Annotated in this window: 23 protein-coding genes; 14 read left to right on the top strand and 9 right to left on the bottom strand. The window is 55.8% G+C overall.

Annotation, left to right across the window (positions count from 1 at the left end; all coding sequences use genetic code 11):
• Positions 1 to 44: 44 nt before the first annotated feature.
• The 3 genes from FYC48_RS17280 to FYC48_RS17270 all read right to left on the bottom strand — a co-directional run bounded on the left by FYC48_RS17280 (position 45) and on the right by FYC48_RS17270 (position 3336).
• On the bottom strand, positions 45 to 1094 hold the full coding sequence (locus FYC48_RS17280; protein ID WP_149497975.1) for a prenyltransferase/squalene oxidase repeat-containing protein: 1050 nt from the start codon (positions 1092 to 1094) through the stop codon (positions 45 to 47).
• A gap of 254 nt (positions 1095 to 1348) precedes the next feature.
• Complete coding sequence (mutM, locus tag FYC48_RS17275; protein WP_149497974.1) at positions 1349 to 2227, bottom strand: bifunctional DNA-formamidopyrimidine glycosylase/DNA-(apurinic or apyrimidinic site) lyase; 879 nt, start codon at positions 2225 to 2227, stop codon at positions 1349 to 1351.
• A 131-nt stretch (positions 2228 to 2358) separates the two neighbouring features.
• A complete protein-coding gene (locus FYC48_RS17270; RefSeq protein ID WP_235034300.1) occupies positions 2359 to 3336 on the bottom strand; it encodes a DUF429 domain-containing protein in 978 nt (325 codons plus the stop codon).
• Positions 3337 to 3599: 263 nt separating this feature from the next.
• Here FYC48_RS17270 and trpB point away from each other — a divergent pair, with 263 nt between their 5' ends.
• Together trpB and FYC48_RS17260 are read left to right on the top strand one after the other, a co-directional pair.
• On the top strand, positions 3600 to 4823 hold the full coding sequence (trpB, locus tag FYC48_RS17265) for a tryptophan synthase subunit beta (RefSeq protein WP_149497973.1): 1224 nt from the start codon (positions 3600 to 3602) through the stop codon (positions 4821 to 4823).
• 123 nt (positions 4824 to 4946) lie between these two features.
• A complete protein-coding gene (locus FYC48_RS17260) occupies positions 4947 to 5630 on the top strand; it encodes a metal-dependent hydrolase (RefSeq protein ID WP_149497972.1) in 684 nt (227 codons plus the stop codon).
• Between the two features lie 27 nt (positions 5631 to 5657).
• Here the strand turns inward: FYC48_RS17260 and FYC48_RS17255 are convergent, their stop codons facing one another.
• Positions 5658 to 5978: a Rieske (2Fe-2S) protein gene (locus tag FYC48_RS17255; RefSeq protein WP_149497971.1), complete on the bottom strand. Its 321-nt coding sequence runs from the start codon at positions 5976 to 5978 to the stop codon at positions 5658 to 5660.
• A 112-nt stretch (positions 5979 to 6090) separates the two neighbouring features.
• On the opposite strand from FYC48_RS17255, the gene FYC48_RS17250 reads away from it, so the two are divergent.
• From FYC48_RS17250 to FYC48_RS17230, 5 genes are all read left to right on the top strand, one after another.
• On the top strand, positions 6091 to 7926 hold the full coding sequence (locus tag FYC48_RS17250; protein ID WP_149497970.1) for a TIGR03960 family B12-binding radical SAM protein: 1836 nt from the start codon (positions 6091 to 6093) through the stop codon (positions 7924 to 7926).
• A gap of 283 nt (positions 7927 to 8209) precedes the next feature.
• Positions 8210 to 9361 (top strand): GNAT family N-acetyltransferase, encoded by a 1152-nt coding sequence (locus FYC48_RS17245; RefSeq protein WP_149497969.1) that lies wholly within the window; start codon positions 8210 to 8212, stop codon positions 9359 to 9361.
• Positions 9362 to 9518: 157 nt separating this feature from the next.
• Positions 9519 to 11699, top strand: a complete 2181-nt coding sequence (locus FYC48_RS17240) for a fused MFS/spermidine synthase (RefSeq protein ID WP_149497968.1) — start codon at positions 9519 to 9521, stop codon at positions 11697 to 11699.
• 399 nt (positions 11700 to 12098) lie between these two features.
• Positions 12099 to 12410, top strand: coding sequence for a flagellar biosynthesis anti-sigma factor FlgM (locus tag FYC48_RS17235; protein ID WP_149497967.1), 312 nt, complete (start codon positions 12099 to 12101; stop codon positions 12408 to 12410).
• Positions 12411 to 12890: 480 nt separating this feature from the next.
• Positions 12891 to 13412, top strand: coding sequence for a Fur family transcriptional regulator (locus FYC48_RS17230; RefSeq protein WP_149497966.1), 522 nt, complete (start codon positions 12891 to 12893; stop codon positions 13410 to 13412).
• Here the strand turns inward: FYC48_RS17230 and FYC48_RS17225 are convergent, their stop codons facing one another.
• On the bottom strand, positions 13413 to 13865 hold the full coding sequence (locus FYC48_RS17225) for a hypothetical protein (RefSeq protein WP_149497965.1): 453 nt from the start codon (positions 13863 to 13865) through the stop codon (positions 13413 to 13415). It abuts the gene before it with no gap.
• Positions 13866 to 14165: 300 nt separating this feature from the next.
• On the opposite strand from FYC48_RS17225, the gene FYC48_RS17220 reads away from it, so the two are divergent.
• Both FYC48_RS17220 and FYC48_RS17215 read left to right on the top strand, forming a co-directional pair.
• Positions 14166 to 15131, top strand: coding sequence for a tetratricopeptide repeat protein (locus tag FYC48_RS17220; RefSeq protein WP_149497964.1), 966 nt, complete (start codon positions 14166 to 14168; stop codon positions 15129 to 15131).
• Positions 15132 to 15511: 380 nt separating this feature from the next.
• Positions 15512 to 15829, top strand: a complete 318-nt coding sequence (locus FYC48_RS17215) for a hypothetical protein (protein ID WP_149497963.1) — start codon at positions 15512 to 15514, stop codon at positions 15827 to 15829.
• A gap of 26 nt (positions 15830 to 15855) precedes the next feature.
• Here FYC48_RS17215 and FYC48_RS17210 read toward each other — a convergent pair whose 3' ends face one another.
• Genes FYC48_RS17210 through FYC48_RS17200 form a run of 3 tightly spaced genes read right to left on the bottom strand, consistent with a single transcriptional unit; the run spans position 15856 to position 19853 of the window.
• On the bottom strand, positions 15856 to 16800 hold the full coding sequence (locus FYC48_RS17210; RefSeq protein ID WP_235034298.1) for a CNNM domain-containing protein: 945 nt from the start codon (positions 16798 to 16800) through the stop codon (positions 15856 to 15858).
• Positions 16800 to 18086: a CNNM domain-containing protein gene (locus FYC48_RS17205; protein ID WP_235034297.1), complete on the bottom strand. Its 1287-nt coding sequence runs from the start codon at positions 18084 to 18086 to the stop codon at positions 16800 to 16802. The genes FYC48_RS17210 and FYC48_RS17205 overlap by 1 nt, the downstream gene beginning before the upstream one ends.
• On the bottom strand, positions 18087 to 19853 hold the full coding sequence (locus FYC48_RS17200; RefSeq protein ID WP_149497962.1) for a hypothetical protein: 1767 nt from the start codon (positions 19851 to 19853) through the stop codon (positions 18087 to 18089). It abuts the gene before it with no gap.
• 330 nt (positions 19854 to 20183) lie between these two features.
• Here FYC48_RS17200 and FYC48_RS17195 point away from each other — a divergent pair, with 330 nt between their 5' ends.
• Together FYC48_RS17195 and FYC48_RS17190 are read left to right on the top strand one after the other, a co-directional pair.
• Positions 20184 to 20378, top strand: coding sequence for a Flp family type IVb pilin (locus FYC48_RS17195; RefSeq protein ID WP_149497961.1), 195 nt, complete (start codon positions 20184 to 20186; stop codon positions 20376 to 20378).
• Between the two features lie 254 nt (positions 20379 to 20632).
• Positions 20633 to 21532 (top strand): NAD-dependent epimerase/dehydratase family protein, encoded by a 900-nt coding sequence (locus FYC48_RS17190; protein ID WP_149497960.1) that lies wholly within the window; start codon positions 20633 to 20635, stop codon positions 21530 to 21532.
• 26 nt (positions 21533 to 21558) lie between these two features.
• Here the strand turns inward: FYC48_RS17190 and FYC48_RS17185 are convergent, their stop codons facing one another.
• Positions 21559 to 22437, bottom strand: a complete 879-nt coding sequence (locus tag FYC48_RS17185) for a DUF4465 domain-containing protein (RefSeq protein ID WP_149497959.1) — start codon at positions 22435 to 22437, stop codon at positions 21559 to 21561.
• Between the two features lie 162 nt (positions 22438 to 22599).
• Between FYC48_RS17185 and FYC48_RS17180 the strand changes: the two genes are divergently transcribed.
• The 3 genes from FYC48_RS17180 (at position 22600) to FYC48_RS17170 (ending at position 25667) form a co-directional block, all read left to right on the top strand.
• Entirely contained in the window at positions 22600 to 23406 is an 807-nt protein-coding gene (locus tag FYC48_RS17180) for a 3-deoxy-manno-octulosonate cytidylyltransferase (protein ID WP_149497958.1), read from the top strand.
• A 185-nt stretch (positions 23407 to 23591) separates the two neighbouring features.
• Positions 23592 to 25232: a CTP synthase gene (locus tag FYC48_RS17175; RefSeq protein WP_149497957.1), complete on the top strand. Its 1641-nt coding sequence runs from the start codon at positions 23592 to 23594 to the stop codon at positions 25230 to 25232.
• 60 nt (positions 25233 to 25292) lie between these two features.
• Positions 25293 to 25667 (top strand): DUF1844 domain-containing protein, encoded by a 375-nt coding sequence (locus FYC48_RS17170; RefSeq protein WP_149497956.1) that lies wholly within the window; start codon positions 25293 to 25295, stop codon positions 25665 to 25667.
• Positions 25668 to 25772 lie beyond the last annotated feature (105 nt).

Raw genomic sequence — 25772 nt, 5'->3', positions numbered from 1 at the left:
CAGAGCCGCACACGAAATCGCGAGCGGCATGGGAACGCGTTGAGCTAGCGTTGATAGATCGGGAGATAGCCGTAGTCGAGTTGCATCATGATCAGGTTACAGGCGGTGACGTAGACGGGGTGGATTTGGCCCTGGTCCCAAAACCCATCCGAACGCTGCTCGCTGGCGATACGGTCGTACAACCGCGTGCGAAACGGTTTCCAGAGGTCTTCGCCTTGGCGATACACGACTTGGCTGTAGTAAAGATACGTGTAGTGCCAGTGACCAAAGCTGCGGGCGCCGTCGCTGATTCCGTGCAGTTCTTTCTTGGTGTACTGCCACATCTCGGGAACGTGCTCGCTATCGTAATCGCCGGCGTTGTAGAGCGCCGCCAAAGCGGCTGCGGTGATTGCCGGACGGCTGCTGCCACGTTGTCGGCTGCTGTAGCTGATTCCGCCGTCTTTGTTTTTGCATCCATAGATGTAGTTCTTCGCGCGGTCGATGACTTCGCCGCTAACGGGGATCCCCGCGTTGCGACACCCGCGAAGACCTTGGACTTGAGTGATGGTCGTTGAGCCTTCGTCAAAGTCGTTGCCTTCGGCCGCCGAAACGTACCCCCAGCCTCCCGCTTCGGTTTGGGCATAGCCGCTGAACTGAACCGCGCGGGTGAGTACGTCAACGATTTCTTTGCGGCGGTCGAGCAAGCCTTCTTCGCCGAGCACTTGCGACAGGAACAGCATCGCGAAACCGTGTCCGTAGGTGTAGCGTTGATCGGTTTTTGGGTCACCGATCAACCCGTTGCTGCGGCTTTTGCTGATCAGGAAGTCGGCGGTCCGAGCGATTTCATTGGCATACGGTCCCTGAGTGGTTGTTGAACCGTTGCCGATCATCGCGGTGCCCGCCAAGGCCGCGATCGCGGTGGGGTAAACCTGCGTGTTCCAATGACCGCGCGACGATTGGGTGCGGCGCAGCCACGCGAGTCCTTTTTGGGTGGTCGTTTCCCAGTTTGCGTTGCGTTGATCTTGTCCGTTGGACGTCTTCCGGCCGAGTAAGCCCGAAGCAGCCATCGCGGCAGAACCGCCGATCCATGTTCGTCGGCTGAAAGTTGTATTCATCGCAAACTCTTCTCAAACGGACTTTGGTTGGCAAACATCAACACCGGATTAGGCAAGGCGGTACGGCTTGTCGATTCAGTGATCATCGCAGTTCATGCCTCGTGCTCCGTCTCGACCAACGGTCTTGGATTCGACTTATTCACCGACGTGAATTGGCGATCGATGATCGTTTGCCCGGTTATCGCGCGAAAACCGTGGCGCACGCGAAGCGGTTGGTTTCACCCGACACGATGTCCCCAGTTTAGCCGCAAATGCTAGTTCGGCGACACTTCGATTTCGGCAACCTGGGGGTGCAGGCCCCGCTTTTTCTGGCAGCACGGGCAGAAAAAAGTACTTCGTTGGGCCTGGACGATCCGCCGGATGGTGCCGATGCCACAGCGGATACATCGTTGATCTGCCCGATCGTAGACGCGGTGATAGTTCTGATAGCCACCGGACTCGTTGAGCGCGTTACGATACGTGCCGTCGGACAGCGTGCTACCTTCGTGATCGATCGCTTCGTACAAAACGGCGCGTGTGGCGGCAACGATTCGCTCGAACTGTGGCTTCGACAGTTGGTCACAACGACGACGCGGATCGATTCCGGCGACAAACAGAATCTCGGCGGCGTACAAATTACCGATCCCGGCGACGGCGGTTTGATCGAGCAAGGCGACTTTGATTGCCCGTCGGCTGCGAGCCAATTTTTCGCGCAATTCTTCTGCCTCGATCACCAGCGCGTCTTTGCCAAGTTTTGCGCCGACGCGTTGTTCAAGTTCGCGTGGAGTGAGTAGACGCAGGGTGCCCAGTCCGCGTCGATCCCAAAACAGCATCTCCTCGCAGGCGTCCCCTTGGAGTCGCAAACGAAACCGAAGGTGATCAACCGTCGGTGGGTCCGCCAATAAGACCAGTCCGGTCATGCGAGGCTCGATGACAATCGTGGAACCATTCTCAAATTCGATCAAGACGCGTTTTCCCAGGCGATTGATGCCGTTGATTCGTTGCCCGACCAGTTTGCGATTGATCGTCCGGATCGACGGTTCCATTAGGATCGGGCGTCGGTCGCAAGGCGGGCACTCGGCGGCTAGCACCCGGTGTCCGACAATCGGCAAGATTCCGCGCCGCATCGTTTCGACTTCGGGTAATTCAGGCATACATGCGTTTCTTCGTTAGTCGCTCAGGCTCATGTGGCATGTTTTGAGAGGTTCGTTTTCCCGGCCTGATGTGTCAGGCTGGGTGGAATGAGGCAGCCTAGGTGGAAACTGTTCGGGCGGTTTAGCATCGGTCAGCAATAAACATATCCTTCGCGCGGATAGCGGCGATGGGCGGCGATTTGAGAATGATTGACGCGCCGGAACGCTGACCAGGCACCGAAACCGGCGAGCACGGCGTCCAATGCGTCACCGCCCGGATCGCTGAGTAAACAGCGGCGGCGATGGGCGGAGATGTCGACGTACTGTGAAAGCACCGCGAGGATTTCGCGGCGAACGGCACGCTGTGATTTCGTCGGCAATTGGCCGCCCGACTGTTTGTAACCTCGATACGGCAGTTTAAGCCGTTTGAGCGTTGACGAAGGGCATGCTTCGACAAGAATCGAACTGAGCGAAGGGTTCGTCATTCGCCTGTATTGAAATGGAAGGATCGCAACGTTGGGTTCACGCTGAAGGTTGGATAAGACGTCACGCATCCCATGGAACGTTTGGTAAATGATCCGGTAGTGGTAGCAATCAAAGGGCGTCTTGGTTTCTTTGTCGGTGGTGCGGCGAACGTGTAGCGATCCGGTCTGTTGCAGCGATCGCTCGACCAGTGACAATCCAAATTCTTTGGCGTTTCCGTCGAATTGTTGGGTGTGTTTAAGTTGGGCGTTCCAACTTCCGAGTGCGAGTTCGATCGGCAGTCCGAACGGAAAATCGCATCCCCACAGTGTTTCCTTTTGGATCCGAATTCGGTCTGTCAGGTACGCGTTGACCCGTTTACGATCATCACCGGCGGCAAGTCGTCCGAGCGGTTGCAGCGAAACGAGTCGAAATCGAGGGGTGGGGTGGTCGAGCTTTTCCGTCAGATCGCCCTTTCCTAACCAGAACAGTTCCGCGGCCCAGGCGGTCCTCCCGCTTTTGGCCGCGCCGCTGTAGTCGATTCCCATCACGGTATTGATCGGGATCGACGAAACCGCCGAGAGAACCTTTTCTTTTTCCGGTTTCACCCCCGGCTGGCAGCCGGGGGGATGGGATTTCGTTGGCTTACCGATAGCTGCGTTGACCACGGGACTTTAGCGGGGGAAGATGTGCAGGCGAGATGTGCAGGGGGATCGATTCCGGCGGAACCTTTTGTCGGCTTGAATTGTCCGAACCGATGACCGTCCAACTCGTCTCGTGCTTCGGCGATTATTGAAATTCGGATTTGCCGCGTGGAGTTCGCCACGGTTTCGGCGCAATCGCCGAAACTGACGTCCGTCGACTGATGAGCCGGACCTCACCTTTAATCTAGATGAAGCACTAGAACATAACCACAACAAACGATAGCAGTATGAGTACCGTCCCTTCGACCGGCGCCGCATCGGCGTCGGTTCCTGATGAGCGTGGCCGATTCGGAGATTTCGGCGGCCGGTTTGTCCCCGAAACGTTGACCCGCGCCCTCGATCAGCTGATCGACGAATATGAGATCGCGAAAAAAGATCCCGAATTTCAGCGTGAATTGAACGGGCTGCTCAAGACATTCGTCGGCCGTCCGAGCCCATTTTACCATGCCAAGCGATTGACCGAAGCGTGCGGCGGGGCCCAGATATGGCTCAAGCGAGAGGATCTCAATCACACCGGAGCCCACAAAATCAACAACACGCTCGGCCAGGCCCTGCTGACGTTGCGGATGGGAAAAACACGTGTTATCGCGGAGACAGGAGCGGGCCAACACGGCGTCGCCACCGCAACCGCGTGTGCACATTTCGGATTGCCGTGCGTCGTCTATATGGGATCCGAAGACATTCGGCGGCAAAAACCGAATGTGTTCAGCATGCGTTTACTCGGCGCCGAAATCAGTCCCGTCGAAAGCGGTTCGCGAACCCTTCGGGATGCGGTCAACGAGGCGATGCGTGATTGGATGTCGTCGGTCGAGGACACGCACTACATCATCGGCAGCGTGATCGGCCCGCACCCATTTCCCGCGATGGTCCGTGACTTTCAATCGGTGATCGGTCGTGAAACTCGCGACCAATCCCGCGAAGTGTTCGGGAAATTGCCCGAATGTGTGGTCGCTTGCGTCGGTGGCGGTAGCAACGCCGCGGGCATGTTCTATCCATTTATTGAAGACGATGACGTGCGATTGGTCGGCGTCGAAGCCGGCGGCCGGGGAACGAATCCGGGGGACCATGCGGCCCCGATGACCTATGGGGCGCCTGGCGTCTTGCACGGAAGTTTCAGCTATGTGATGCAAGACGGCGATGGCCAGACCTGTGATGTGCACAGCATGAGTGCGGGACTGGATTATCCCGGTGTCGGTCCCGAGCACAGCTACTGGAAAGACACCGGCCGTGTCGATTACGTCCAGTGCGGTGATCACAACGCGATGGAAGCGTTTGACAAATTAGCACGCACCGAAGGCATCATTCCCGCGCTCGAATCCAGTCACGCGTTGGCCCAAGGCATGAAGTTGGCTGCCGAGATGAAGCCCGACCAGCATCTTGTCGTCTGCCTTTCTGGACGCGGCGATAAAGATGCGATGGAGATTGCCCGATTACGTGGTGAAGAGTACTGAGCCGGACCCGCGTAGCCGATAAGTTGTTACGTTGGTGTTCACGGCAAACAACTTGACGCCGCGGTTGCACTGGCGATGTCGAGTGTCCCTCATCGAGTCCACGATAACTGACGCAGAAAGCAAATGATTAAACTGACATGGCTGTCGCACGCGAGCTGGTTGATCGAAACGAAAACCATGCGAATTTTGCTGGACCCGTTTTTCGCGGACAATCCCAAGGCAACCGTCGGCGCCGATGATTTCGCCGACTGCACCCACGTTCTGGTATCCCACGGACACTTTGATCATGTGGGCGATGTTCCCGCGGTGGCGAAAAAATCAGGTGCCCAGGTGGTCGCGATTTTCGAAATCGCCCAGTGGTTTCAAGAGAAGCACCAACTGACAAACGTGGTCGGCATGAACATCGGTGGCCAGATCGAGCTTCCCGACGGATCGCTGAAGATGGTGCCGGCGATCCACAGCAGTGTACTTCCCGACGGCACTTACGGCGGGATGCCCGCCGGTTTTGTTTTGAACCTCGGCGACCGCCGGATTTATTTCGCTTGTGACACGGCCTATTTCAGCGACATGAAGTGGTACGGAGGCGGGGTGGACATCGCGGTGCTGCCGATCGGTGATCTTTACACCATGGGGCCACACGATTGCATTGAAGCGATCAAGATCATTGAGCCGAAAATTGTGTTGCCAACGCACTACGGAACTTGGCCTCCGATCGAACAAAATGCGGCTCATTGGGCCGCAGAAGTTCGGGCCGAGACCGATGCCAAACCGGTCGTGCTTGAAGTCGGCGAGTCCTTTGAGGTCTAGCGTTGGTTTCGCGCGTGACGCCGCGATCTATTCCTTTTCCTTTTCGCGGACGAGCACGTCATCGCCCTCGATTTTGACCTCGAAGCAATCGACTTTGACACGGGGGTTGTCTTCCCAGGTTCCGTCAGCGACACAGAAACGCCAAGCATGCCATGGGCACGTTACCGAATTGCCTTCGACGTACCCCTCGGCTAAAGAGGCACCCATGTGTGGGCACAAGTCATCGATCGCGTGCCAGTCCCCGTCTTCTTGACGAAAGACGGCGACCATGCGGCCGTTGACCGGGACGGCCCGCCCGCGGCCTTTCTCAAAATCATCTACTTTTCCGACTGTTTCGAAATCACTCACCGGTCGATTGCCTGCATCTATTGAGTTTGCCTTGCGTAAATAGCCCCCCAGCAGTCACACTTTAGGCGTTCGCAGCCCGACTGCCCACTCCCGCAAAAACTGTGCGTCTCGCATGATCAATCAAATTCGGCGAAAACAACTTGAATCCCGAGTCTGGCCCCACGTCCAAACGCCCGCCCAATATGTCGGCGGTGAGCGGAACATCGTTGTCAAAGACCACCGCACGTTGCGCGGCAAATTGGCGATCGGATTCCCCGATGCTTACACGATCGGGATGAGCCACCACGGATTGCAGGTGCTGTATTCCTTGATGAATCGTCGCGAGGACTGGTGTGCCGAGCGTGTATTCACGCCCTGGCCGGACATGGAGCAACTGCTGCGTGAGCAGGAGATCCCCCTGTATACCCTGGAAACATTTACGGCACTCTCCGAGTTCGACGTCGTTGGTTTAAGTCTGCAGTACGAAATCAGTTCGCCCAACGTGTTGACGATGATCGATTTAGGCGGCATCCCGCTAGAGTCGAAGGATCGCACGATGGCAGATCCGCTCATGGTCGCTGGGGGACCTTGTTGCCAGAATCCCGAACCGATGGCGGACTATTTTGACGTGATGATCACCGGCGATGGAGAACCCGCCCTGCCGGTGATTTGTGATCTGTGGTTAAAGTTAAAGAATCGTTGTCGCCGCGAGGATGGTTCGTTCGCCGATGGCGAAGCCGGACGCCGGCAACGTGAGGATGCGCTCGCCGAAGTCGCTAAGACGCTGGAATATGCTTACGTCCCACGTTTCTATCAACCCACATACGCCAACGGACGGATCGCGGGGCTGAAGCCAACGCGTGATGACGTTCCTGCCACGATCGCACCGAGTGTGATTAAGGACCTTGATGGCATCCCGCTACCGACCTCGCCGATCGTTCCGTATATCGATTGTGTTCATGATCGAATCGCGATCGAGATCATGCGCGGCTGTCCCCACTTGTGCCGGTTCTGTCAAAGTACCGTGATCAAACGCCCGCTACGAATTCGCGAAGTCGAAACGATCGTCGATGCCGCTTGGGAAAGTTACCTCAATACCGGGCACAATGAAATCAGCATCCTGTCGCTTTCCAGCAGCGACTATCCGCACTTCGAACCGCTGGTCAAACGATTGCATGAGGTTTTTAAACCCTTGGGGGTCAACATTAGCGTGCCCAGTTTGCGCGTGAATGATCAACTGCGATCGTTGCCGCAACTGATCGGAACCGATCGACGAAGTTCGCTGACGCTCGCACCCGAGGTCGCGCGTGACGACATGCGAGAACAGATTCGCAAGAAGATCAAAAACAGTGACTTGATCGAAGGTTGTCGCAATGCGTTTCAAAACGGATTCGATAGCGTCAAGCTGTATTTCATGTGTGGGCTTCCTGGCGAACGCGAAGTCGACCTGGATGGGATCGTTGACCTTGCCGAAACGATCGCCACGGTCGGCAAAGAAGTTCGCGGTCGTTACGCACGTGTGACTGCCAGCGTTTCGAACTTTGTCCCTAAGGCTCATACGCCTTATCAATGGAACGGGATGCGACACCGCGAGTACTTCAAATGGGCCCATAAGTATCTGTGGAATCGACGCAAGATTCGCAGCGTGAATGTCAAATGCCACAACATCGAAACCAGTTTGCTCGAAGGTGTGCTCAGCCGTGGTGACCGACGTACCGGCCATGCGATTCGAATGGCATGGGAACGCGGTGCTCGAATGGACGGCTGGACCGAATACCTTGATCCGGAACGCTGGTGGACCGCGATCAACGATGCCGGTATTGATATCGAACGCCAAGTCCACGAGAACTACGAGATGATGGACAAGCTGCCTTGGGATCACGTTAACGTCAAATTTGGACGTGCGTACCTGGAAAAAGAGCAGGGCAGGGCGACGGTTCAATTGGCTGCAATGGCGAACGCCGTTTAGTCATCTCGTGGCATGCGGTGAGCTTCTAGACGATCGATCCGGCGGCGGTTGATACGTGATTAACAGCGGCTGCTAAGGCCGTGCCGCTGAGCTGGGAATGTGCTCTAAGTGGGGCACCTGCTGATCCGTGGCGGTGCGGTTTGAGGTTACGGTCGGCCTCGGCGTTCGCGTCGCATTTCGCTCCGATCGGCAAATTGTTTCGTCAGGGTGGGTTTCGCGACCTACGGTTGAACTGATTCGTCGGTTTTCCCTTCGTCGCTTCCCCCACGAGTGCCCTTGATCGATGTCTGTCGCCCGTCCACTGCCGCCGCCCATCGCGTCGACAACACCAGGCGTCGGGCTGCAGTTTCGCTTCGCATCCAATCACGAACTACTGACGCTATTGCCGCGATGGGAATCGTTGGTGAATCATTGTTCGTGGTCTAATCCGTGTTACGAGCCGGAGTTCTTGTTGGCGGCTCTCAGAACGCTTGATGACGGTGCGGTCCAAGTTCTCGTCGCCGAGCGAAACGACCGTTTGGTTGGATTGCTTCCGATCGTGACAAAGTCGTTGGGGCCGATTCCTTTACGCATTGCGCAAGCGTGGCGACCGGAAGTAGCGTTTGATTCGACGCCGCTAATCGATGCGGAATGCGTCGTGGAGGTCTTGGAAGGAATTTTGCAGACGCTGCGCGATGTTGGTCACCGGATGTTGGATTTCAACACCGTTTCCGGCGAGCCAGCGTTTGATCTGGCCTTGTTTGAAGCCGCGAGACGCGGGTCACTGAATGTGTTTCGACGTGACCGATTTCAACGTGCCGCTTTACGTCCCCAAGGCACCGCCGAAGACTACTTTCCTCGCGTGTTGTCCAAAAATCGTCGCAAGAAACTTAGCCGTGCCCTTCGAGGACTCGAATCACTCGGCGAAATCAGTTTTGAAACCGCTCAATCGGATTTCCAGGCTCGGGAGTGGATGGAAACCTTTCTGGATATCGAAGCTTCGGGGTGGAAGGGGAACGCGTCGACAGCCTTCGCATCCGAAGACGAAACGTTTCGCTTTTTCGTCGACGTCGTCGGTCGACTGATCGATTCCCAAAAACTCGATTTGTCACGTTTGACCGTCAACTCCGTGCCGATCGCGATGTTGGTCGACGTGAGGTCGAATGGTCACGTCGCCTGCTATAAAACCGCTTTCGACGAACGCTACGCGGAGTATTCGCCCGGAACGTTGTTGGAACGATACAACGTCGAGCGGATGCACGAAAGCGGAATCGAACTCTGTGATTCCTGTGGCGACCCGGACAACGAACTACTCAACACTCTCTACGAAGATCGGTTGACGTTCCAGCATTTGATTGTCGGCCTGGACCGCTGCGGAAGCACATTGACCGGTTTGATTTTGCCGCAGTTGCAATCGCTTTCACGGTTCGTCAGACGCCTTCGCGGTCGATCATAGTCGATCAATAGATCGTCACCGCGTTTCATTTGATCAAGCGTTTTTTGAAACCTACGCTTCCACGTTCATTCTGCCGCCACCGTATCATTGGATCGCTCAGATTTCCAATGTATGGCGGTTGTGTCTCGTTGACTCACACGTGGGATCGTCACCGTACATGTCTGCCCCCGAATCGCTTCAAGCTACTCCATCGCTTCAAGCCACGGTATCGTCGCAATCGGAATGTTCGTCGATCGATGGAGATCATCCCGATGATGTCGGCATCGTCGACTCGCCTCGGGGACGATCGTTGTTGTGGTTTGCGGCGACGACGTTACTGGGGGCATTTTTGGTCTTCCAGGTCCAGCCAATCATCAGCAAGTGTGTGTTGCCATGGTTCGGCGGTACGCCGGCGGTATGGACCACATGCATGCTGTTCTTTCAAGTGTTGCTATTCGGCGGTTACTTGTATGCCCATGTGCTGCGAACGTGGTGTTCGCCGGTTTGGCAGGCCGTCATTCACCTGACGCTTCTTTGTGTTGCGGCGCTGATGGTCCCGATCGAACCGAGCGATGCGTGGAAACCAAGCGGCACCGAATCACCCACGTTTTACTTGCTATTGATGTTAGCGCGACATGTGGGGTTGCCGTACTTTGTGCTTTCTAGCACCGGACCGTTGATTCAGGCATGGCTCAGTTTACAAGACAGCAGCGAGCGTGTTTATCGCTTGTACGCGTTGTCGAATGCTGGGTCGCTATTTGCGCTGCTCAGTTATCCGTTTTTGTTCGAGCCGGTATTGTCGGTTTCCGACCAGTCGACGCTGTGGTCGATGCTGTTTTTAGGATTTGTTCTGATTCAAGGTTACGTCGCGGCGAGTTTACTACGAATGCGTTCACGTGGGCCATCGCGAGAAGCAAATGCGGTTGAATCCGATATCCCTTCATCGCCCGTCACGCGACTACAGATGGGCGTTTGGGTTGCGTTACCCGCACTTGCCAGCGTGATGTTGTTGGTGGTTACCAATCATGTTTGCCAGGACATCGCGGTTGTGCCTTTCTTGTGGGTGTTGCCACTGAGTTTGTATTTGGCCAGCTTCATCGTTTGTTTCGATTCGCCCCAGTGGTATCGACCAAAGCCGATCGCCTCGGTCACTTTGGCGGCGTTGGCATTGATTCAAGGTAAAGCGATGTTGCCTGGCAGCATCCAGCTGATTGCCGAAGCGAGCTGCTACATGGTGATGTTGTTCGGCGCTTGCTTACTGTGCCATGGCGAAGTCGCTCGATTGAAACCGTCGACGAATCATTTGACGCTGTATTACGCGCTTCTGTCGGCAGGAGGAGCACTCGGGGGAATCATCGTTGCGATCGTCTGTCCGTTGCTGTTGAACAATCATGCCGAGCTACCGTTCTTCGTCGCTTTGGTCACCGCACTAACCTTTCTGCTGTTCTTTGCCTGTCGCGGTTGGCGGAGGCCGGACTATGATTGGGCGGCCGCGTCACGACTGAAGTACGGGGCGCTGCTGGTAATGGTGACTCCCATCATCACGATGGCGTTTGTTTCCAAGCATCGCACGATTGCTTCGCAACGCAACTTCTTCGGCGTGTTGACCGTTCGTGAAAAGCCGATCGGCATCTGTCTCGTCCACGGCAGCACGCTCCATGGGATGCAGCGGCATGAACCGCATCAATCACAGCCGACGACATACTACGGTTATGAAAGCGGTGTCGGTCATGTGATCGAGGCTATGCAACAAGAACGCCCGGCGCTAGAGATCGCAGTGGTCGGACTGGGGTGTGGGGTGTTGACGACCTATGGGCGTCCGAACGATCGTTTCGATTTGATCGAGATCAACCCGGCGGTCATCGAGATTGCCGATCGCCACTTTACGTTCATGCGAGATTGTCCTAGTCAACTCGAACGGCATCTCGGCGACGGGCGATTGGTTCTCGAGCGTTTGACCGACAAGCGATTCGATCTCTTGGTGCTCGACGCCTTCAGCAGCGATGCCATCCCCGCACACCTGCTGACTCGCGAATCGATGCGGCTTTACAAACAACGATTGGCCGACGAAGGTGTCTTGGTTATCCATACGTCCAACAATCATTTGGAACTTTCGCCACTGGTCCATCGCCTCGGCGACGACGCAGGACTCGAGAGTCGAATGTTTGAAGGCATTGGGGATGATTCGATCGGGACGACTCATTCGACGTGGATGATACTTGCCCGCCAAGGACACTCCATTTTCCAAGCCCCCGGGCTTGCCGGTGCCACCAGTGCCAGCGCCGAACAGCTTCGTCATGCACCCCTCTGGACGGACCAACATCATGATTTGGTCAGCGTGTTACGGCTGTGGCAATAAGTGACCTGAACCGGGAAAAGTTCTTTTCGAAAAAGGGTTTCAGATTCAGCTTGAAATGCAACGTGGCGGTTTGCTAAGGTCGCTTTCGACGTCCTCAGGATGCGCGCCGAAAGTTTGATAAAAGACTCAGGTTGATCCCTCGGTCCTGCCGAGTACTAAAACTGTTTCCGCTTGCTTTGCGCTAGCAAGAGTCTCTTTAAAGCTGAATGGATTGCATCCTGGGACATGGATCGCGGCGCTCTTGGCCGACGCGGAAACGATTTGAAGGCCATTTACACCTGTCGATAGCTATCAAATCCGGCCCCCGTCGCTCACTACGCCGACCGATGCACGATGCGTTACCGTTGACGGTCATCGGAATCGGCATAATCCTCCCATCGTCACCGGAGCAAAGCTCAGATGCAAATCTACGGCCCCTTTCGGGTTAGCACCACTCAATCTACGTCCAGCGTCCAAGCCACCGGCCAGGTCGCGGGCAACGAATCTACCCGTGCCACCGATCAAGCTGCCAGCCGAGGCCCAGTTGATCAACTGGACCTCAGTTCATCGGCAACGGCCGCCAATCGAATCGAAGGCCAATCGGCGGTTGCCGGCGAAGGCATCCGATTTGATCGAGTGGCGGACATTCGTCGACAAATTGCAGATGGTGCCTACGACACCCCTGAAAAAATGGATGCGGCCCTCGATCGGTTCCTCGATCTCCTTGGCTAGGGTGCTGTCACAAAGACAGATTCGTGTGTGATCGATCCGGCGAGGAGCGTTCGTCCCATTTGTCGCGGCTGAACTGTGGCAAAAGCGATGCGGTCCAACTTAAGAGCGAGCCAGGCATTCTTTGTGACGCCTGGTCGGTCGGCCCCACGGGCCGGACCCGCGTTAATGGAATGGCCCCGATCACACCAATGCTTGGAAAATTAACGACCGCACGCCGACCGGCGTGCGGTTTCGTTTTGGTGGCGGACGACTTGTCACAGCAGCTTGTGTGGCCACACCCCTATCGCACGCGATCGGGCTGATGCTGGATCTAAAAAAATTCAAGGGCCAGGTCGAGGTGTCGATTTTACCTTGCGTGACACGAGCTTTCACTTCGTGTGAGTTCCCCAAAATATCGGGACCGGGCGACAGAAATTTGCTCGGCGTGTAGACTACCGTAACTATTTCTTTTAATCAGCTTTATTGCCCGACACGTCAACGATGTCCGACGAGACCCTAGGCGATTCCGTGACGACCAAGGTGGAACCGCTCCAGGTCTCACTTTCTCCGCAGGAACGGTTCAGCGAGTACCTGCAGTCGCGAGGATTGCGCCAGACCAATCAGCGGAAGTTTCTGATCGATCAGGTGTTCAGCCAGCACGATCACTTTGACGCCGAAGAATTGATTGAGCGATTGCCGCGCCGTGGTGAGCAAAACTACGTCAGCACGGCAACGGTCTATCGGACCTTGCGTGAATGTGTCGATGCGGGACTGCTGAATTGTTTTCAGCTCGACGGGCGGACGGTGTACGACCATGACTATGGCTACCCGCAGCACGATCACCTGTACTGCACTCGATGTCGCAAACTGCTGGAATTTCAAAGCGATGAATTAATCGCGATTCGAGATTCGGTTGCCGCATTGCACGGTTTTCGTGTCGAAAGTCACCGAATGATTATTCAGGGCATCTGCCGCGAGTGTTCACGCAGTCGGCGAAAAAAACGCAAGCAAGATCTCGTCTGATTACGAGGTCTCGATCGCGGAATCGAGGATCTGTTTCAAAATCGCTGACAGGATCGGTTCGTTTTTATCAAAGTCCCGGCTTTCGGCTTGCAGTTGGACAACGAGAACGTCGTCGCCCTGCGAATCAAAAAGATGATCGAGCACGAGCAGGCGGCTGACAATCATGAGGTCCAAGTAGTAAAACCGCAGGTCCGTCACCGGCGTGTTTGTTGGTAGGATCTCCATCGACGTTTCATCACGCTCGACCTGTTCGTATTCTGCTTCGATCGCATCGATGATCCCTTCGATCAGGTGATCCGAACGATCTGCTTGGGTACGTTCGATCGAGAGGAATCCGGCGCCGGGGAAATCCAAAGTGACGCCCTGGTCACCCTCGTCTTCGTCGCGTTGGACGACTTCCCAATTTTCAGGATACAAAAATCGGATTCCAAAACCGTCAAATTGGGAAGGCATAACAAAGCGGGCGGTGCAGGGGGGAAGGAACTTAAAACAACCTCTTGCGGTCGATCGCGAAGTGTTGCTAGACGGTTATTTTGTCAGCAAGTCCGCGACCAATGAAGGCCCTCTCTGGGCGAAAGGATGGCGGTCGGGTTTGAAGACACACTCGTTCATCGAATTTGACGCGGTGATGCCAATTTTTGACTTGAGGATTGGCCGCGAGGCGTTCACCACGGTTGCGCTGCCATCGCCGTGAACCACAAGCGTCGGCTGATGGGCCCAATTCGATTTCCCAATTGATACGAAGCACTCGCCATGGATCAAAGCGTTCGGCAGCATGCTTTTCGCAGGACGTTTGAACGTTCGCGATGGCGATGCGCGAGCGTGTTCGGGATGCTGCTGTTGCTGGTGCCGCTGGGCGGCTGCCGGACGATTCGAAGTAAGATCGGTAACAACGGTGAGACGCTCGGTGCCCGCCGTTTGTCTCGTAGCGGCTTGGAATTTATGCGGCAGGGGCAATGGGACCAAGCCGAGCATCTGTTTCAAGAGGCATTGGTGTTGTGCAAGACCGACGATCGCGCGCACCGAGGGCTATCGGAAGCTTATTGGAACCGCGACCAAAAAGACGCGGCGATCAGACACATGGAAACGGCCGTTAAGCTCAGCGAGCAAGATCCACGTTTGGTCGTACGTTTGGGCCAAATGTATTTAGACGTTGGGCGACTTGACGATGCGGAAAGCCAAGCGAAGACCGCACTGATATCACAGCGTGATAGTGCGGATACTTGGGTTCTGAGTGGTGACTGTTTGGTTGCCCGCGATCGGTCTCAAGAGGCGCTCGCGTCCTATCATCGCGCCTTAGCACTGCAACCCGACATCGTCGATGTAAAGATGCGAGTTGCAGAGATTTACCTAGCGAAAGAACGTTACGACCGCGTGCTGGCAACCTTGGATCGGGCCGAAGATGAAAGCGCACTCGCTTCACTGCCGATTCGCGTGCACATGTTGCGCGGGCTCGCAATGAAAAATCTTGATCGTCCCGAACTTGCGATCAAGCATTTTGTTAAAGCCAAGTTACAGGCCCCGGAGATGGCGGAGCCGTGTTTGCAGATTGCCGCTATCAAACTTGAACAGGGTGATTCGGTTCGCGCGAGCGAAGAGATTGCCGAGGCGATGCGTCTCGACGAAACGCTGGTGATCGAAAGTGGCTGGTCAAACTTTCTCTTGACCCCGGAACAATTGGCCGCCAGGAAAGCCTCACAGGGGCGTGAGCTACGTTAGAGTTGCAAGACCGACTTGCAATGCCGGTGCGGCGGCAACCGAACATTTGTCCGGTGGTTGTCATCGATTCCCGCCCTTCTTTTTGCGACGTCGTGCGACGCCGGTTTGCGATCGTGGGGGGGATGATTTGACCGGTGATAACGAATGAAGCGAATAGTCGGCAGGCAGAATGCCGTCGCGGTCGGATATGACTGATACATGCGGGTTTTCCTTCGGTCGGTCTCGAGTGTTTTCTCCCGCTTCTCAGGGCATCGACCAACCCCATAACCTAGGCTTGGGTGACGAACTGTGTAGGCCGATGCGGCTGGAATGAATGTTTGATCTGTTCGTCAACCGCATCAATGTGGCAGTCACGTTCCTTCAAATCATGGGACCTTTTCATGTCGTTCTCAGATACCGAGTCGCTGCAAACACCCGACCTGGTGACATCTCATCCCCTCAGTTCCACTTCATCGCCGTCAGCTTCCGTGCCGAATCAAAAGAGTGGTTTTGTCGAACGAAGGAAGCAAGGCGGATCACGCGGTGCGGGAGAGCGTCGGCAATTCGGTAGTTCGCACGAAGGGCTCTCCGAGGCAGGACGCGAACTAGCGTTGGCCATTGACCAGTACAAGATGCAGCATCATCGTCGCTACATCACGTGCGATGAAATGTTGCACGTCATTTCTCAGCTCGGTTATCGCAAAGACGACGTTTCCTAGCGAAGGGAGCTGTTCGTTGCGTCTGATCAAGACTTGATCATCGGCTGCAACAGTTGACGTCTCGTGACGACCGATTGCGTGTCGTCGTTTTCATCGCAAAGCAACGCCACTTCGCTCGCGGCATCGTACAACCGTAGCAGCACCTTCAAGTGACGGCTTTGCACGGAGTCACGGATCACCGGTCGCACTTCCGCGTTCGCTCCGGCGGTCGCCAATTCTGAATAGCGAACGTAGCCGACGATGCGTGTTCCGTCTTGAACCAACACGATCGGATGATTTTGTCGCCGGGCACGGTTTGCTTCTTCTTCGCTTAGCGGCATGTCCACCGTTGCCAAGCGGTCGAGTGGAACCGCGAACGAGATTGCCCGTTGGTTTCCAACTTCAAACAACTGCTCGACAAGGGAGCGTTGGCCGGAGTGTAGTACGCCGGCCTCTTCACCGGCACGTAAGACCTGCATGAATTCGCCTCGTGCCATGGCCAGGCGAAGTCGAAACGGGGTTTGACCGGTTACCCAGCTGAGCAGGATTGAGAGACCGGCCAGGACCAGCGATACCGGCAAAAACAGCACGGTGGCGATAAGGATTAACGGACTCACAAGATTCAGTAATCGATACGGCGCTTGGAAGAACCAGTACTTCGGCAACAGTTCTCCGAACACGAACACGATTGGGGTCATCAGCATCGGGCCGATTAGCTCGGCCGTCGAAGAAGCTCCGAACATGGTGCTCACCAGAAGCACGATCGCAAAACTGGTCAAAAAGTTAGCGAGATTGTTTCCGACGAGGGCTGTCGCGACAAAAATCGTCGGCCGATTGATCAACCAAATCATCGCCCGAGCTGGAGGAGATCCGTCGAGCGCATCGAGGACCAATCGTGTCCGGCTGACGCGGTACAAACCGGTTTCACTGCCGCTAAAAAAAGCGCTTAGGACGAGACCTAACATGAAGATGGCGATGCCGATCAAGATCATCAGATGCCGTCTCCTTCACCTAGATTCTCATCGGCGAGGATGATCCGTTGCGCTTCGATACGCATCGTTTCGTCGTCTTGCTCGATAACGGTCAAGCGATGATTTCCTAAGATCGCTTCGTCCCCCAATCGCGGCAAACGCTCGTTATGACGTTGGATGAATCCGGCGACGGTCACGACGGAACCTTCGGGGGCTTCGACACCGAGGTGCTTGGCAAATTGACGAAGCGAGACGCTGCCAGCGACACGGCAACGATCGGGCGAGCAGACTTCGATCGCAAGTGAGACCACTGCCTCGTCTGATTGGTCGTGCTGTGGAGCCAGCATCCGCCGAAAGATTCGGTCGATCGAGAGCACTCCAATGCCGTCGCCATACTCGTCGACAACGACTGCGACGCTGATGTCTTGTTCATTAAGTTGGTTTAAGACCCGCGCGACCGGTGCGGACCACGGGATATAGATCACCGGTTCGACGTATTGGTCGAAGTGATCCATGTGGCTGGGCCGAAGCAAACGAACGGCGAGTGTTCCGACCATCCGGTCACCATCTTCGTCGGTGACGATGACATAGCCACCCGGGATCGGACCTTCGAATGTCAGTGTGCGATCGAGCGGCGGTGCGACCAGTTTTAGTTTGCTGCGAGGACGCATCAATTCGCTCGCCCGCATGTCGGCGATCTCGACCAGGCTACGCAGTGCGACGCGTTCACGTTTAAGTAACGCCGCGTCGTCGGTTCCCAGTTCCACCGCCCGTTCGATATCCGCCAGATCAATTTCTGTCTCTGGCTGGAACGAGGGCCATAAAAGACGTCCGGCCAATAAATTGGATGTCTTGACGATTGGCAAGACATGGCGGAGCACATTGACGGCCACGCCCATCGGAGGTGCCAACAAAATCGATGCTCGTGCCGGCGCGAGAACGGCGATGCTTTTGGGGAGCATCTCGCTGAAAAAAATGATGACCAATAGACTGATCACGGTGAATACGGCGGCAACACTGGTGCCGGCATCGGGATCCGATTCTAACTTTCCCGCGACGATCGACGCGATCGCAAAGTAGGTCATGTTGATCAGCAGATTCCAAAACAGAATCGCTGAGAGTAGGTGCTCGGAATCATCGAGCAGGCGATGTGCGATTCGACCACCGACCCCGCCTCGACGCAACCGCCTTCGATCGCGGGCACCGAGCGAAAACAGTGCCGCTTCGCTCCCGCTAAACAGAGCGCTGAGCACGATAAGGATCGCCATCGGCAACAGCCAACCGGCATACGGCGAAAGGATACTCAATCAACCGTTCCCTTCGGCCCCGCGATCACGTTCAAGCGAAACGTCAAATTCGCTTAAGGCCGGAATCATCAGTGCCGCGATCGTGAAGCCATAACCGACCGCCATTGAAAAGAACACAAACAGGTGATCGGTTTGAAGCAAGAATTGGGTGATCGAATAAAACGTGATGAGAGGTAGCGTGAACGACGCCAAGAAGATGGCGCTCGATGGGTTTCGCCAACCGAGCGACGCGAACAACGCGGCGCCACCGCCGAGGATCATGACTAAGAACGGCGCCAGTTGTAATTGAAATGCGCCACGAAAACTAACCATGATCGTCATGCAGATCGCGACGCCAACGCAGAGAAAGAACACCGTGCCCAAGCTGGCCAAGGTAGCCGTTCGACCGGCCACATAATTCATTCCCGAGTGAATCCCGAGCATCGTTACAAACAAATACAACACGATCGCGCCGAGCACCGCATAAACGGTATTTTCCACCGTCATCACTCCTTGGTAAGCCAAGAAGAGCATCAGCAAAATCGGTAACAAGATCAATTCTTTTCCCACGAAAAAGACGCCGAGCAATTTGCCAAAGACGAACTCGCGCGGACTCAGGTCGGTGACCAGTAACAAGTCGAGCGCCAGGCCATCGCGTTCGCCGGTAATCGAATTCACGGCCAACGCGTTGACCAAGACCAAGCTGATGACACCAATCGCGGCGACCGGGAGGGTCGCCGCGGGTAATGACCTTCCGATCCGCGCCGCTGGCTCGAACGCACTGCCGTCTCGGATTTGGCCATAGATGACTGCGGTGCCGAGCAAGAACAGAAGTGCAAAGGCAACGCGGATAATGACTACTTTGCGGCCGTAAGCCCACGTTCGCACCTCTCGCCAAAGGATTGGGTTGCTCCAGACCTGTCGCGGCTGACGGACTTTCCAACTGCTCGGCGATTGTTGTGCTTCCGCCTCTTCGCTCGTCTCCGGCTCCGGCGTTTTCAATCTTACTTCACGCGATGGGTTCCAAATTCGTACACGTAGCACGCCGACCGTCAACACGGTGACCGTCGCGATAACCGCCAACAAACTGAAAAGCGAGACGCCAAGTGATGTCTCCGGCGATAGGCTGGCCAGTGGTGACGCGGCCGCGGCTAGTGCGCGAATCGGACTGATCGCCAACGCGTATGCCTGGGGAAGTTGCAGCGTGGCCACCGTGATTTCGCCGATTCCGATCAGCATCAACAAGATTAAAACCGTTAATGCGATCGCCTGAAATGTTTTCTCACGCCACAGACCAACGACGGTACCGACACTTCCGGCAAAAACCACCGATGCCAGTGTGACAACGAATACCGAAAGCACTTGAATCGGAGAGACGCCTCCGAGTAGCGGGAGAACCAGGAACAGCGGCAACGCGGCCAGCAGTAGCGAGAGCGGTCCGAGCAGCGTAGCGGTCAGCTTGCCGACCACCACCTCAAATCCACTCAGCCGAGTCATCAGAAGCAGAATCAGAGTTCGGCGGTCCTTTTCTTGGGCAACGCTTGACGCCGAGCCCACCGCGGCCAACGCGGACAAGACCAATAGCTGCAGCGGAGAGAGCAGCGAAAACATCCAGCCGCCAAACCGAGCCGAATCGGACACCGTTGACAGCGATCGAGAACCGTCGAGCACCAAATATCCGGTACAGATCAGCCCGAACATCGCCAAAACATACAATCCGCGTGCCAGGTAGGTCTTCGATCGCTTGGGGAGGACAATGGCTTCTCGATTAAATACAGGTCCGAACATCAGGCCAATCGATGAGATGAAAAAAAGGGAGTCGCAATCGCTGCATCGCAACAGGTTAAGTCTGACGGCCGCAGCGGGCAACGGTCCCACGATTCGTTGGGAACGCCCGGGGGGCGATGTGGCGTCGCAGATCGCAGTGATCCACTCAAACTGTCCGGGGAAAACTTTGAACAACCGGCACAACCGCTTCGAACCGGTGTTGGGCCCCCTGTTCTTTAATACACCCCCGGATTGCTCTCGCTCCCCGTTCGGTTTACGCAGATTGGTGGTCTATGTTTCATTGGCTGCGCCCATTTCCCAGCGAAAATGACTCAAAAAAGCATATTCCATATGAAATCTCCACAACTCGTTTGCTCCATGCTCTCGCTGCTGCGAGACGAGGACGGCACTACCGCGGTTGAATACGCGGTGATGTTGGCCCTGATCGTCGCGGTCTGCATCGGCTCGGTAGCGGCATTGACCACAGAGACTCAGAAGAGCTTCGATAAATCGGGGGCGGCGATCGCAGGAGCGATGGCCAATTAGGCGGGCACAAATTTGCTCGCGTTCGATTCAGTCGAAAAAGCCGCCTCGACCTTTCCAGCCGGTCGAGGCGGCTTTTTTTATTGGCTGTGACTGATTGGATCGCGTAAGGTGCATTTCGATACTGGTGTCATGTACCGCCACCTTGGCGGCCGAATACATTGCTGAAGACAGTGTGTTGCGGATGAGAGGACCGTTCGGTACGGCCTTTTCGTTGGCTGAGATTGACTCGAAGTACGACCTGCCCCAATAGAAATATGCGAATTGCGTTGACCGGAGCGACTGGGTTTCTTGGTCGCTACCTGATCCGAGAACTTGCCAAGACTCACGACGTGCAGGCGTGGCATCGCGGCGAAAAACCTCCCGTCAAACGCTGGCCTGTGCTCTGGATTACGGGACAACTCGGTGATGCTCAGGCGACGAAAGCCTTAGTCGAGGGCGTCGACGCGGTGATCCATAGTGGTCTGCATCGGACGGGCGAGTCGATGATGGATGCCGCAGACGATCCCGTTGAATATTGGCAGCGGAATGCGACCGGCTCGTTGCAGTTACTAGAAGCCGCCCACCAAGCCGGTGTGAAGCGATTCGTATTCGTTTCCTCGGGGGCGGTTCACGACGACGTGCTCCCCCACTTTAAGCTTGACGAAACCCATCCGCTTCGTCCCAACACGCTTTACGGTGCCTATAAAGCGTCCGTCGAAACCTTGGTGCACCACTACGGCAAGTCGAGTGAGATGTGCTGTGTCAGTGTCCGACCGACTGCTATTTATGGTGTCGCCGACCCGGTCAAACATTCGAAATGGTTCGACCTCATTCAATCCGTTGCCGCGGGACAGGCGGTCACCGCAACCGGTGGCAGCAAGAGCGTTCATGCCCAAGACGTCGCCAAGGCCTGTCATCTGCTGATGAACGTCACCGGCGAACTCGATGATGCGGCCATCAGTGGCGAGACGTTTAACTGTTGTGACCGGATGATCAGCGACTTTCAAGTCGCATCGATCGCAAGGGAAATTTCGGGAAGTTCGGCGACAATCGAAGGTCCCGAAAAGGTTGCAAAGAACGCGATCGTCACCGGTAAGCTGCAATCGCTAGGCATTGACTTTGGCGGCGAGCCGCTGCTGCGAAAAACAGTCGAGCAATTGCTCGCCGAAACCTGATAGCGGCATCTGGTCCAGGCAGAGTTCTATCGGCGGCGGCGAATCGCAAATGCCGACAGCGCCATCGTCAACAAGGCAAACGAAGACGGCTCGGGCACGGCCGTGACGAAACGTAGATTGTCGATCGCGGCATAAGCTGGGATGTTGAGTCCCCATTGGGGATCGAAGTCACTCGATTCGATCGAGAATGCCAGCGAGGACGTGCTGCCGAAGCCACTCAAGTCGACCGTCTCCCAGCCCTCGATGTAATCATCGGTATCGAAAATGCTGCCTTCGAAGCGAGCAAGATCGATCGTGGTGCTACCAGACACACCACCCTGGTCATCAAATCCAGTCAATGTCAGCGACAGGTAGTCACCGGTGGAAAACTGGTGGGCCGAATCGGGTTCGAGCCCCAACCCGTCAAGGCCATCACGAAAGTAAAGTGCCGCGTACGTGGCATTGGTGATATCGATGGAGATCAGATCGACTGGAGCATCGAACGACAGCGAAGCGGACGAGGTTGATTCGCCGGTGCTGGTGGTCGAGGCCCCGGTGTAAACCATTCCATACGTTCCGCCAACCATCGTCCCACCGGCTCCGTCGGAGCCGCCTCCGGGCAACGCAGAAAACTGATTCAGAAAGCCGGGGATGTAGCTGTTGCTGAATCGAGAGTAAGAAAACCCAGGTCCGTAAGGGGCAGTTTCGAAAGAGACGCCCTGGCTGCTGAACGATCCGATCGGGGCATCCTGGCCATAACCATTAAACACGTGGCCGCTGCCGTAAAACTGGGTGCTGCCGGCAATGGGCAACATGGCGTCAAAACCATTGAGCTCTTCAAAGTCAACGACCGTTTCAGCGCGAAGTTGCCCCATCAGTGTCAGGCAGCAGGTAATCGCAAAGATTGGGGTTAGCAGACATTTCATTTCAAGAGGGCTTCCAATAAGGTTCCGATGCAGGTAGTTCAATCGATAGATTGGTCATCTCTCGACCAATTGCGATAATCCGCCAGAGTAGACCGCCACTGTGCGAATGTCAACGTAATTGGCCCGTTTCTTCGCCCCCCATCCGCGTTTGTCGTTTTGTCGATGACCAGATTCCAAATTGTGCTTCCAGCTCGGCTGGCATCTTCGCGTTTGAGCGAGAAATTGCTGCAACGGGTGAACGGGAAAACGGTGCTGCAATACACCTACGAATCGGCGAGCCGGGCCAAGGTGGCTCAGCAGGGAGTCATCGTTGCCGTTGATCATCCGCGTTTGGCCGACGAGGTTGAATCATTTGGGGGCCGTTGGGTGATGACACCGGCCGATTGTGCGAGCGGGACCGACCGAGTCGCCCATGTTGCCGCACAGCTTCCCGGCGTGGACGTGTTGGTGAACGTTCAAAGCGATGAGCCGGAGATCGATCCGGACTCAATTGATGCCGTCGCGATGACCCTCAGTGACGACAGTGAAGCGGATCTTGGCACGGCGGCGACCCCGATTATTGATCCTGCGGCGCTCACTGATCCGGGGATCGTAAAAGTCGTGATGGGGCAGCCTGCAGAATTGGCGGCGGCTCAAGGAAGCGGTGCGGGGCAAAGCAGTGCAGTGAAGGGCAGGGCAGTGTACTTCAGTCGGGCGTGCGTCCCGTTTGATCGTGACGGTGATCCGGTCGATCGACTTCAGCAAGTTCCGGCGACGTACTGGCACCACCTGGGGCTTTACGCTTACCGCCCTGACTTTCTTCGTTGGTTCGCATCAGCTCCGCAAAGTTATCTAGAGCGGGTCGAAAAGCTGGAGCAATTGCGGGCGATCGAGGCGGGGAAGAAGGTGGTCGTCGCCGTCGTCGGTCCAGCCGCTTCCGGCATCGACACGCCTGCTGACTTGGCGGCCTTTCGGGCCCGGCAGGCCTGATCGCGCAGTCAGTCCGAATTGTGAAGGGACGCCAAGGGGATTGAGTGGCCTGAGCTACCGAAGCGGGGTTGTTAACGGGTGGCATTACCGCGTCGGTGGTGTGGCAGGAGTTCCTGAGCCGAAAGATAGCAATGGCGGTGTCGAACACCTTCACGTTTGCTGCTGGCGCGGTATGATCCGCGTCCATGACGAAACACATCTTTGTAACCGGCGGGGTCGTGTCCTCGCTCGGAAAAGGCCTGACGAGTGCCTCCCTTGCAATGCTTTTGGAATCGCGTGGATTGCGAGTCCGGATGCAGAAACTGGATCCGTACATTAACGTCGATCCGGGTACCATGAGCCCCTATCAACACGGGGAAGTCTATGTGCTCGATGACGGCAGTGAGACGGATCTTGATCTAGGGCACTACGAACGCTTCACCAGCAGCGTCCTGACACGAGATTGCAACTACACCACCGGTCAGATCTATCTGTCGGTGATTGAAAAGGAACGCAAAGGCCGTTTCTTGGGGAAAACCGTTCAGGTCATCCCGCACATCACCAATGAAATCAAGTCGGTCATTGCCCGCATGGCCGGTGAAGACGTTGACGTGGTGATTACCGAAATTGGCGGTACGGTGGGCGATATCGAAAGCTTGCCGTTCATGGAGGCGATCCGGCAGTACGCACAAGACGTCGGTCGCGAAAATGTGCTTTATATGCACCTGACTTTGGTGCCTTATCTGAAAGCGGCTGATGAATTGAAAACCAAGCCGACTCAGCACTCCGTCGGCCAGCTTCGTGAGATCGGAATTCAGCCCGACATTCTGGTCTGTCGGTGCGAGCATTCGATCAGCCGAGAGGAGCGTGACAAAATTGCCTTGTTCTGTAACGTGCCTTCGGAGGCGGTGATCGAAGAAAAGGACAAGGACTTTTCAATCTATGAAGTCCCGATCTCGTTGGTCGACAACAAACTCGATGAGCTGATTGTCAAGCGGTTGAACCTCCCCAGTAAAGCGCTCGATATCAGTCCATGGACCGATTTGCTTCATCGGCTACGCAATCCTCGCCACGAAGTCAGCATCGCGGTCGTCGGAAAGTATGCCGAACATAAAGACGCTTACAAGTCGATCTATGAATCAATCGATCACGCCGGGATGCACCACCAGACTCAAATTCGAATCGGGCGGATCCAAAGCAGCGAGATCGAGCGTGAGGGTGCCGAACGACTGCTGGCCGGTTACGACGGCATTTTGATTCCCGGTGGCTTTGGCGAACGCGGGGTGGAAGGCAAGGTTCAGTCAATCCGCTATGCACGCCAGCGTGGGATCCCGTTCTTTGGGATTTGCCTGGGGATGCAATGCGCCGTGATCGAATTTGCTCGTCACGTCTGTGGACTCGAAAAGGCACATTCCAGTGAGTTCGACAAAGATACGCCTGACCCGGTGATCTGCTTGCTCGATGAGCAGCAAAACGTGACGCAGCTCGGTGGGACGATGCGTTTGGGGAGCCAGCCGACGGTGCTGAGTCCGGGAAGTAAGGCGCACCAGTGTTACGGCGCTGACGATGTCGATGAGCGTCATCGACATCGTTACGAATTCAACAATGCCTATCGACAAGTGTTTCAGGATGCAGGTTTGGTGATATCAGGAACCAGCCCTGATGGGAGCTTGGTCGAAATTGTCGAGCAACCCGACCACCCATGGTTCGTCGCCGTACAATATCACCCTGAATTTAAAAGCAAGCCACTGAAGGCGCATCCCTTGTTTGCCGGGTTTGTCGAAGCTGCCATCAATCGGGCGAGCGAGCGACGATCAAGTGATCAGCCAGCCATTAGCCAGCGCTAATGTGAGGCGGCCGAAGCGGTTTGCTTCATCCCTAACTTCCCTACCTTCCGTTCTCAAGCAATGTCAGAAGAAAGTAAAGATCCCAAACTGGTTGTCGACGACGATTGGAAATCTCAGGTCGAACAAGAAAAGAATCAGCCCGCAGACGACGCCGTGAGCGAAGCGAATGATCCGACAGGCGCCTTGCCACCGGCTTCACTTGCGATGCTGATCAGTACGTTTTATAGCCAAGCGATGATTGCTCTCGGTGTGATGGCAAATCCGGCAACAGACGAGAAATCAACCGACTTGGTGATGGCGAAGCACTTCATCGATACGTTGGAGATGTTGCAAGAGAAAACGAAAGGCAACACCGACACCGAGGAAGACAAAATGTTCGACGAAGTTCTGCATTTGCTGCGAATGGCTTACGTCGGATCCAAGAACGCTCAGTAGCGAACGGAAATTGATCCTCGCTTAGCGTTCTGGTTCTTTTCCCGTGGAAACGTCGCTGCGAATCGTTCTCTGTGATTCCCAAGGGCTCGCTTCCGGGAGGCATGG

The organism is Roseiconus lacunae, from assembly GCF_008312935.1.
GTDB classification, from domain to species: domain Bacteria; phylum Planctomycetota; class Planctomycetia; order Pirellulales; family Pirellulaceae; genus Stieleria; species Stieleria lacunae.
Note: the sequence above shows the minus strand (reverse complement) of the source record. Positions and strands in the feature narration are given on the sequence as shown.

Coding starts and splice junctions, on each gene's coding strand:
- FYC48_RS17225 (WP_149497965.1), bottom strand. CDS start 13,865: ATGCCTTCCCAATTTGACGGTTTTGGAATCCGATTTTTGTATCCTGAA.
- FYC48_RS17260 (WP_149497972.1), top strand. CDS start 4,947: ATGATTAAACTGACATGGCTGTCGCACGCGAGCTGGTTGATCGAAACG.
- FYC48_RS17190 (WP_149497960.1), top strand. CDS start 20,633: ATGCGAATTGCGTTGACCGGAGCGACTGGGTTTCTTGGTCGCTACCTG.
- FYC48_RS17195 (WP_149497961.1), top strand. CDS start 20,184: ATGAAATCTCCACAACTCGTTTGCTCCATGCTCTCGCTGCTGCGAGAC.
- FYC48_RS17180 (WP_149497958.1), top strand. CDS start 22,600: ATGACCAGATTCCAAATTGTGCTTCCAGCTCGGCTGGCATCTTCGCGT.
- FYC48_RS17200 (WP_149497962.1), bottom strand. CDS start 19,853: ATGTTCGGACCTGTATTTAATCGAGAAGCCATTGTCCTCCCCAAGCGA.
- FYC48_RS17240 (WP_149497968.1), top strand. CDS start 9,519: ATGTCTGCCCCCGAATCGCTTCAAGCTACTCCATCGCTTCAAGCCACG.
- FYC48_RS17210 (WP_235034298.1), bottom strand. CDS start 16,800: ATGATCTTGATCGGCATCGCCATCTTCATGTTAGGTCTCGTCCTAAGC.
- FYC48_RS17245 (WP_149497969.1), top strand. CDS start 8,210: ATGTCTGTCGCCCGTCCACTGCCGCCGCCCATCGCGTCGACAACACCA.
- FYC48_RS17235 (WP_149497967.1), top strand. CDS start 12,099: ATGCAAATCTACGGCCCCTTTCGGGTTAGCACCACTCAATCTACGTCC.
- FYC48_RS17215 (WP_149497963.1), top strand. CDS start 15,512: ATGTCGTTCTCAGATACCGAGTCGCTGCAAACACCCGACCTGGTGACA.
- FYC48_RS17175 (WP_149497957.1), top strand. CDS start 23,592: ATGACGAAACACATCTTTGTAACCGGCGGGGTCGTGTCCTCGCTCGGA.
- FYC48_RS17250 (WP_149497970.1), top strand. CDS start 6,091: ATGATCAATCAAATTCGGCGAAAACAACTTGAATCCCGAGTCTGGCCC.
- trpB (WP_149497973.1), top strand. CDS start 3,600: ATGAGTACCGTCCCTTCGACCGGCGCCGCATCGGCGTCGGTTCCTGAT.
- FYC48_RS17185 (WP_149497959.1), bottom strand. CDS start 22,437: ATGAAATGTCTGCTAACCCCAATCTTTGCGATTACCTGCTGCCTGACA.
- FYC48_RS17230 (WP_149497966.1), top strand. CDS start 12,891: ATGTCCGACGAGACCCTAGGCGATTCCGTGACGACCAAGGTGGAACCG.
- FYC48_RS17170 (WP_149497956.1), top strand. CDS start 25,293: ATGTCAGAAGAAAGTAAAGATCCCAAACTGGTTGTCGACGACGATTGG.
- FYC48_RS17280 (WP_149497975.1), bottom strand. CDS start 1,094: ATGAATACAACTTTCAGCCGACGAACATGGATCGGCGGTTCTGCCGCG.
- FYC48_RS17220 (WP_149497964.1), top strand. CDS start 14,166: ATGGATCAAAGCGTTCGGCAGCATGCTTTTCGCAGGACGTTTGAACGT.
- mutM (WP_149497974.1), bottom strand. CDS start 2,227: ATGCCTGAATTACCCGAAGTCGAAACGATGCGGCGCGGAATCTTGCCG.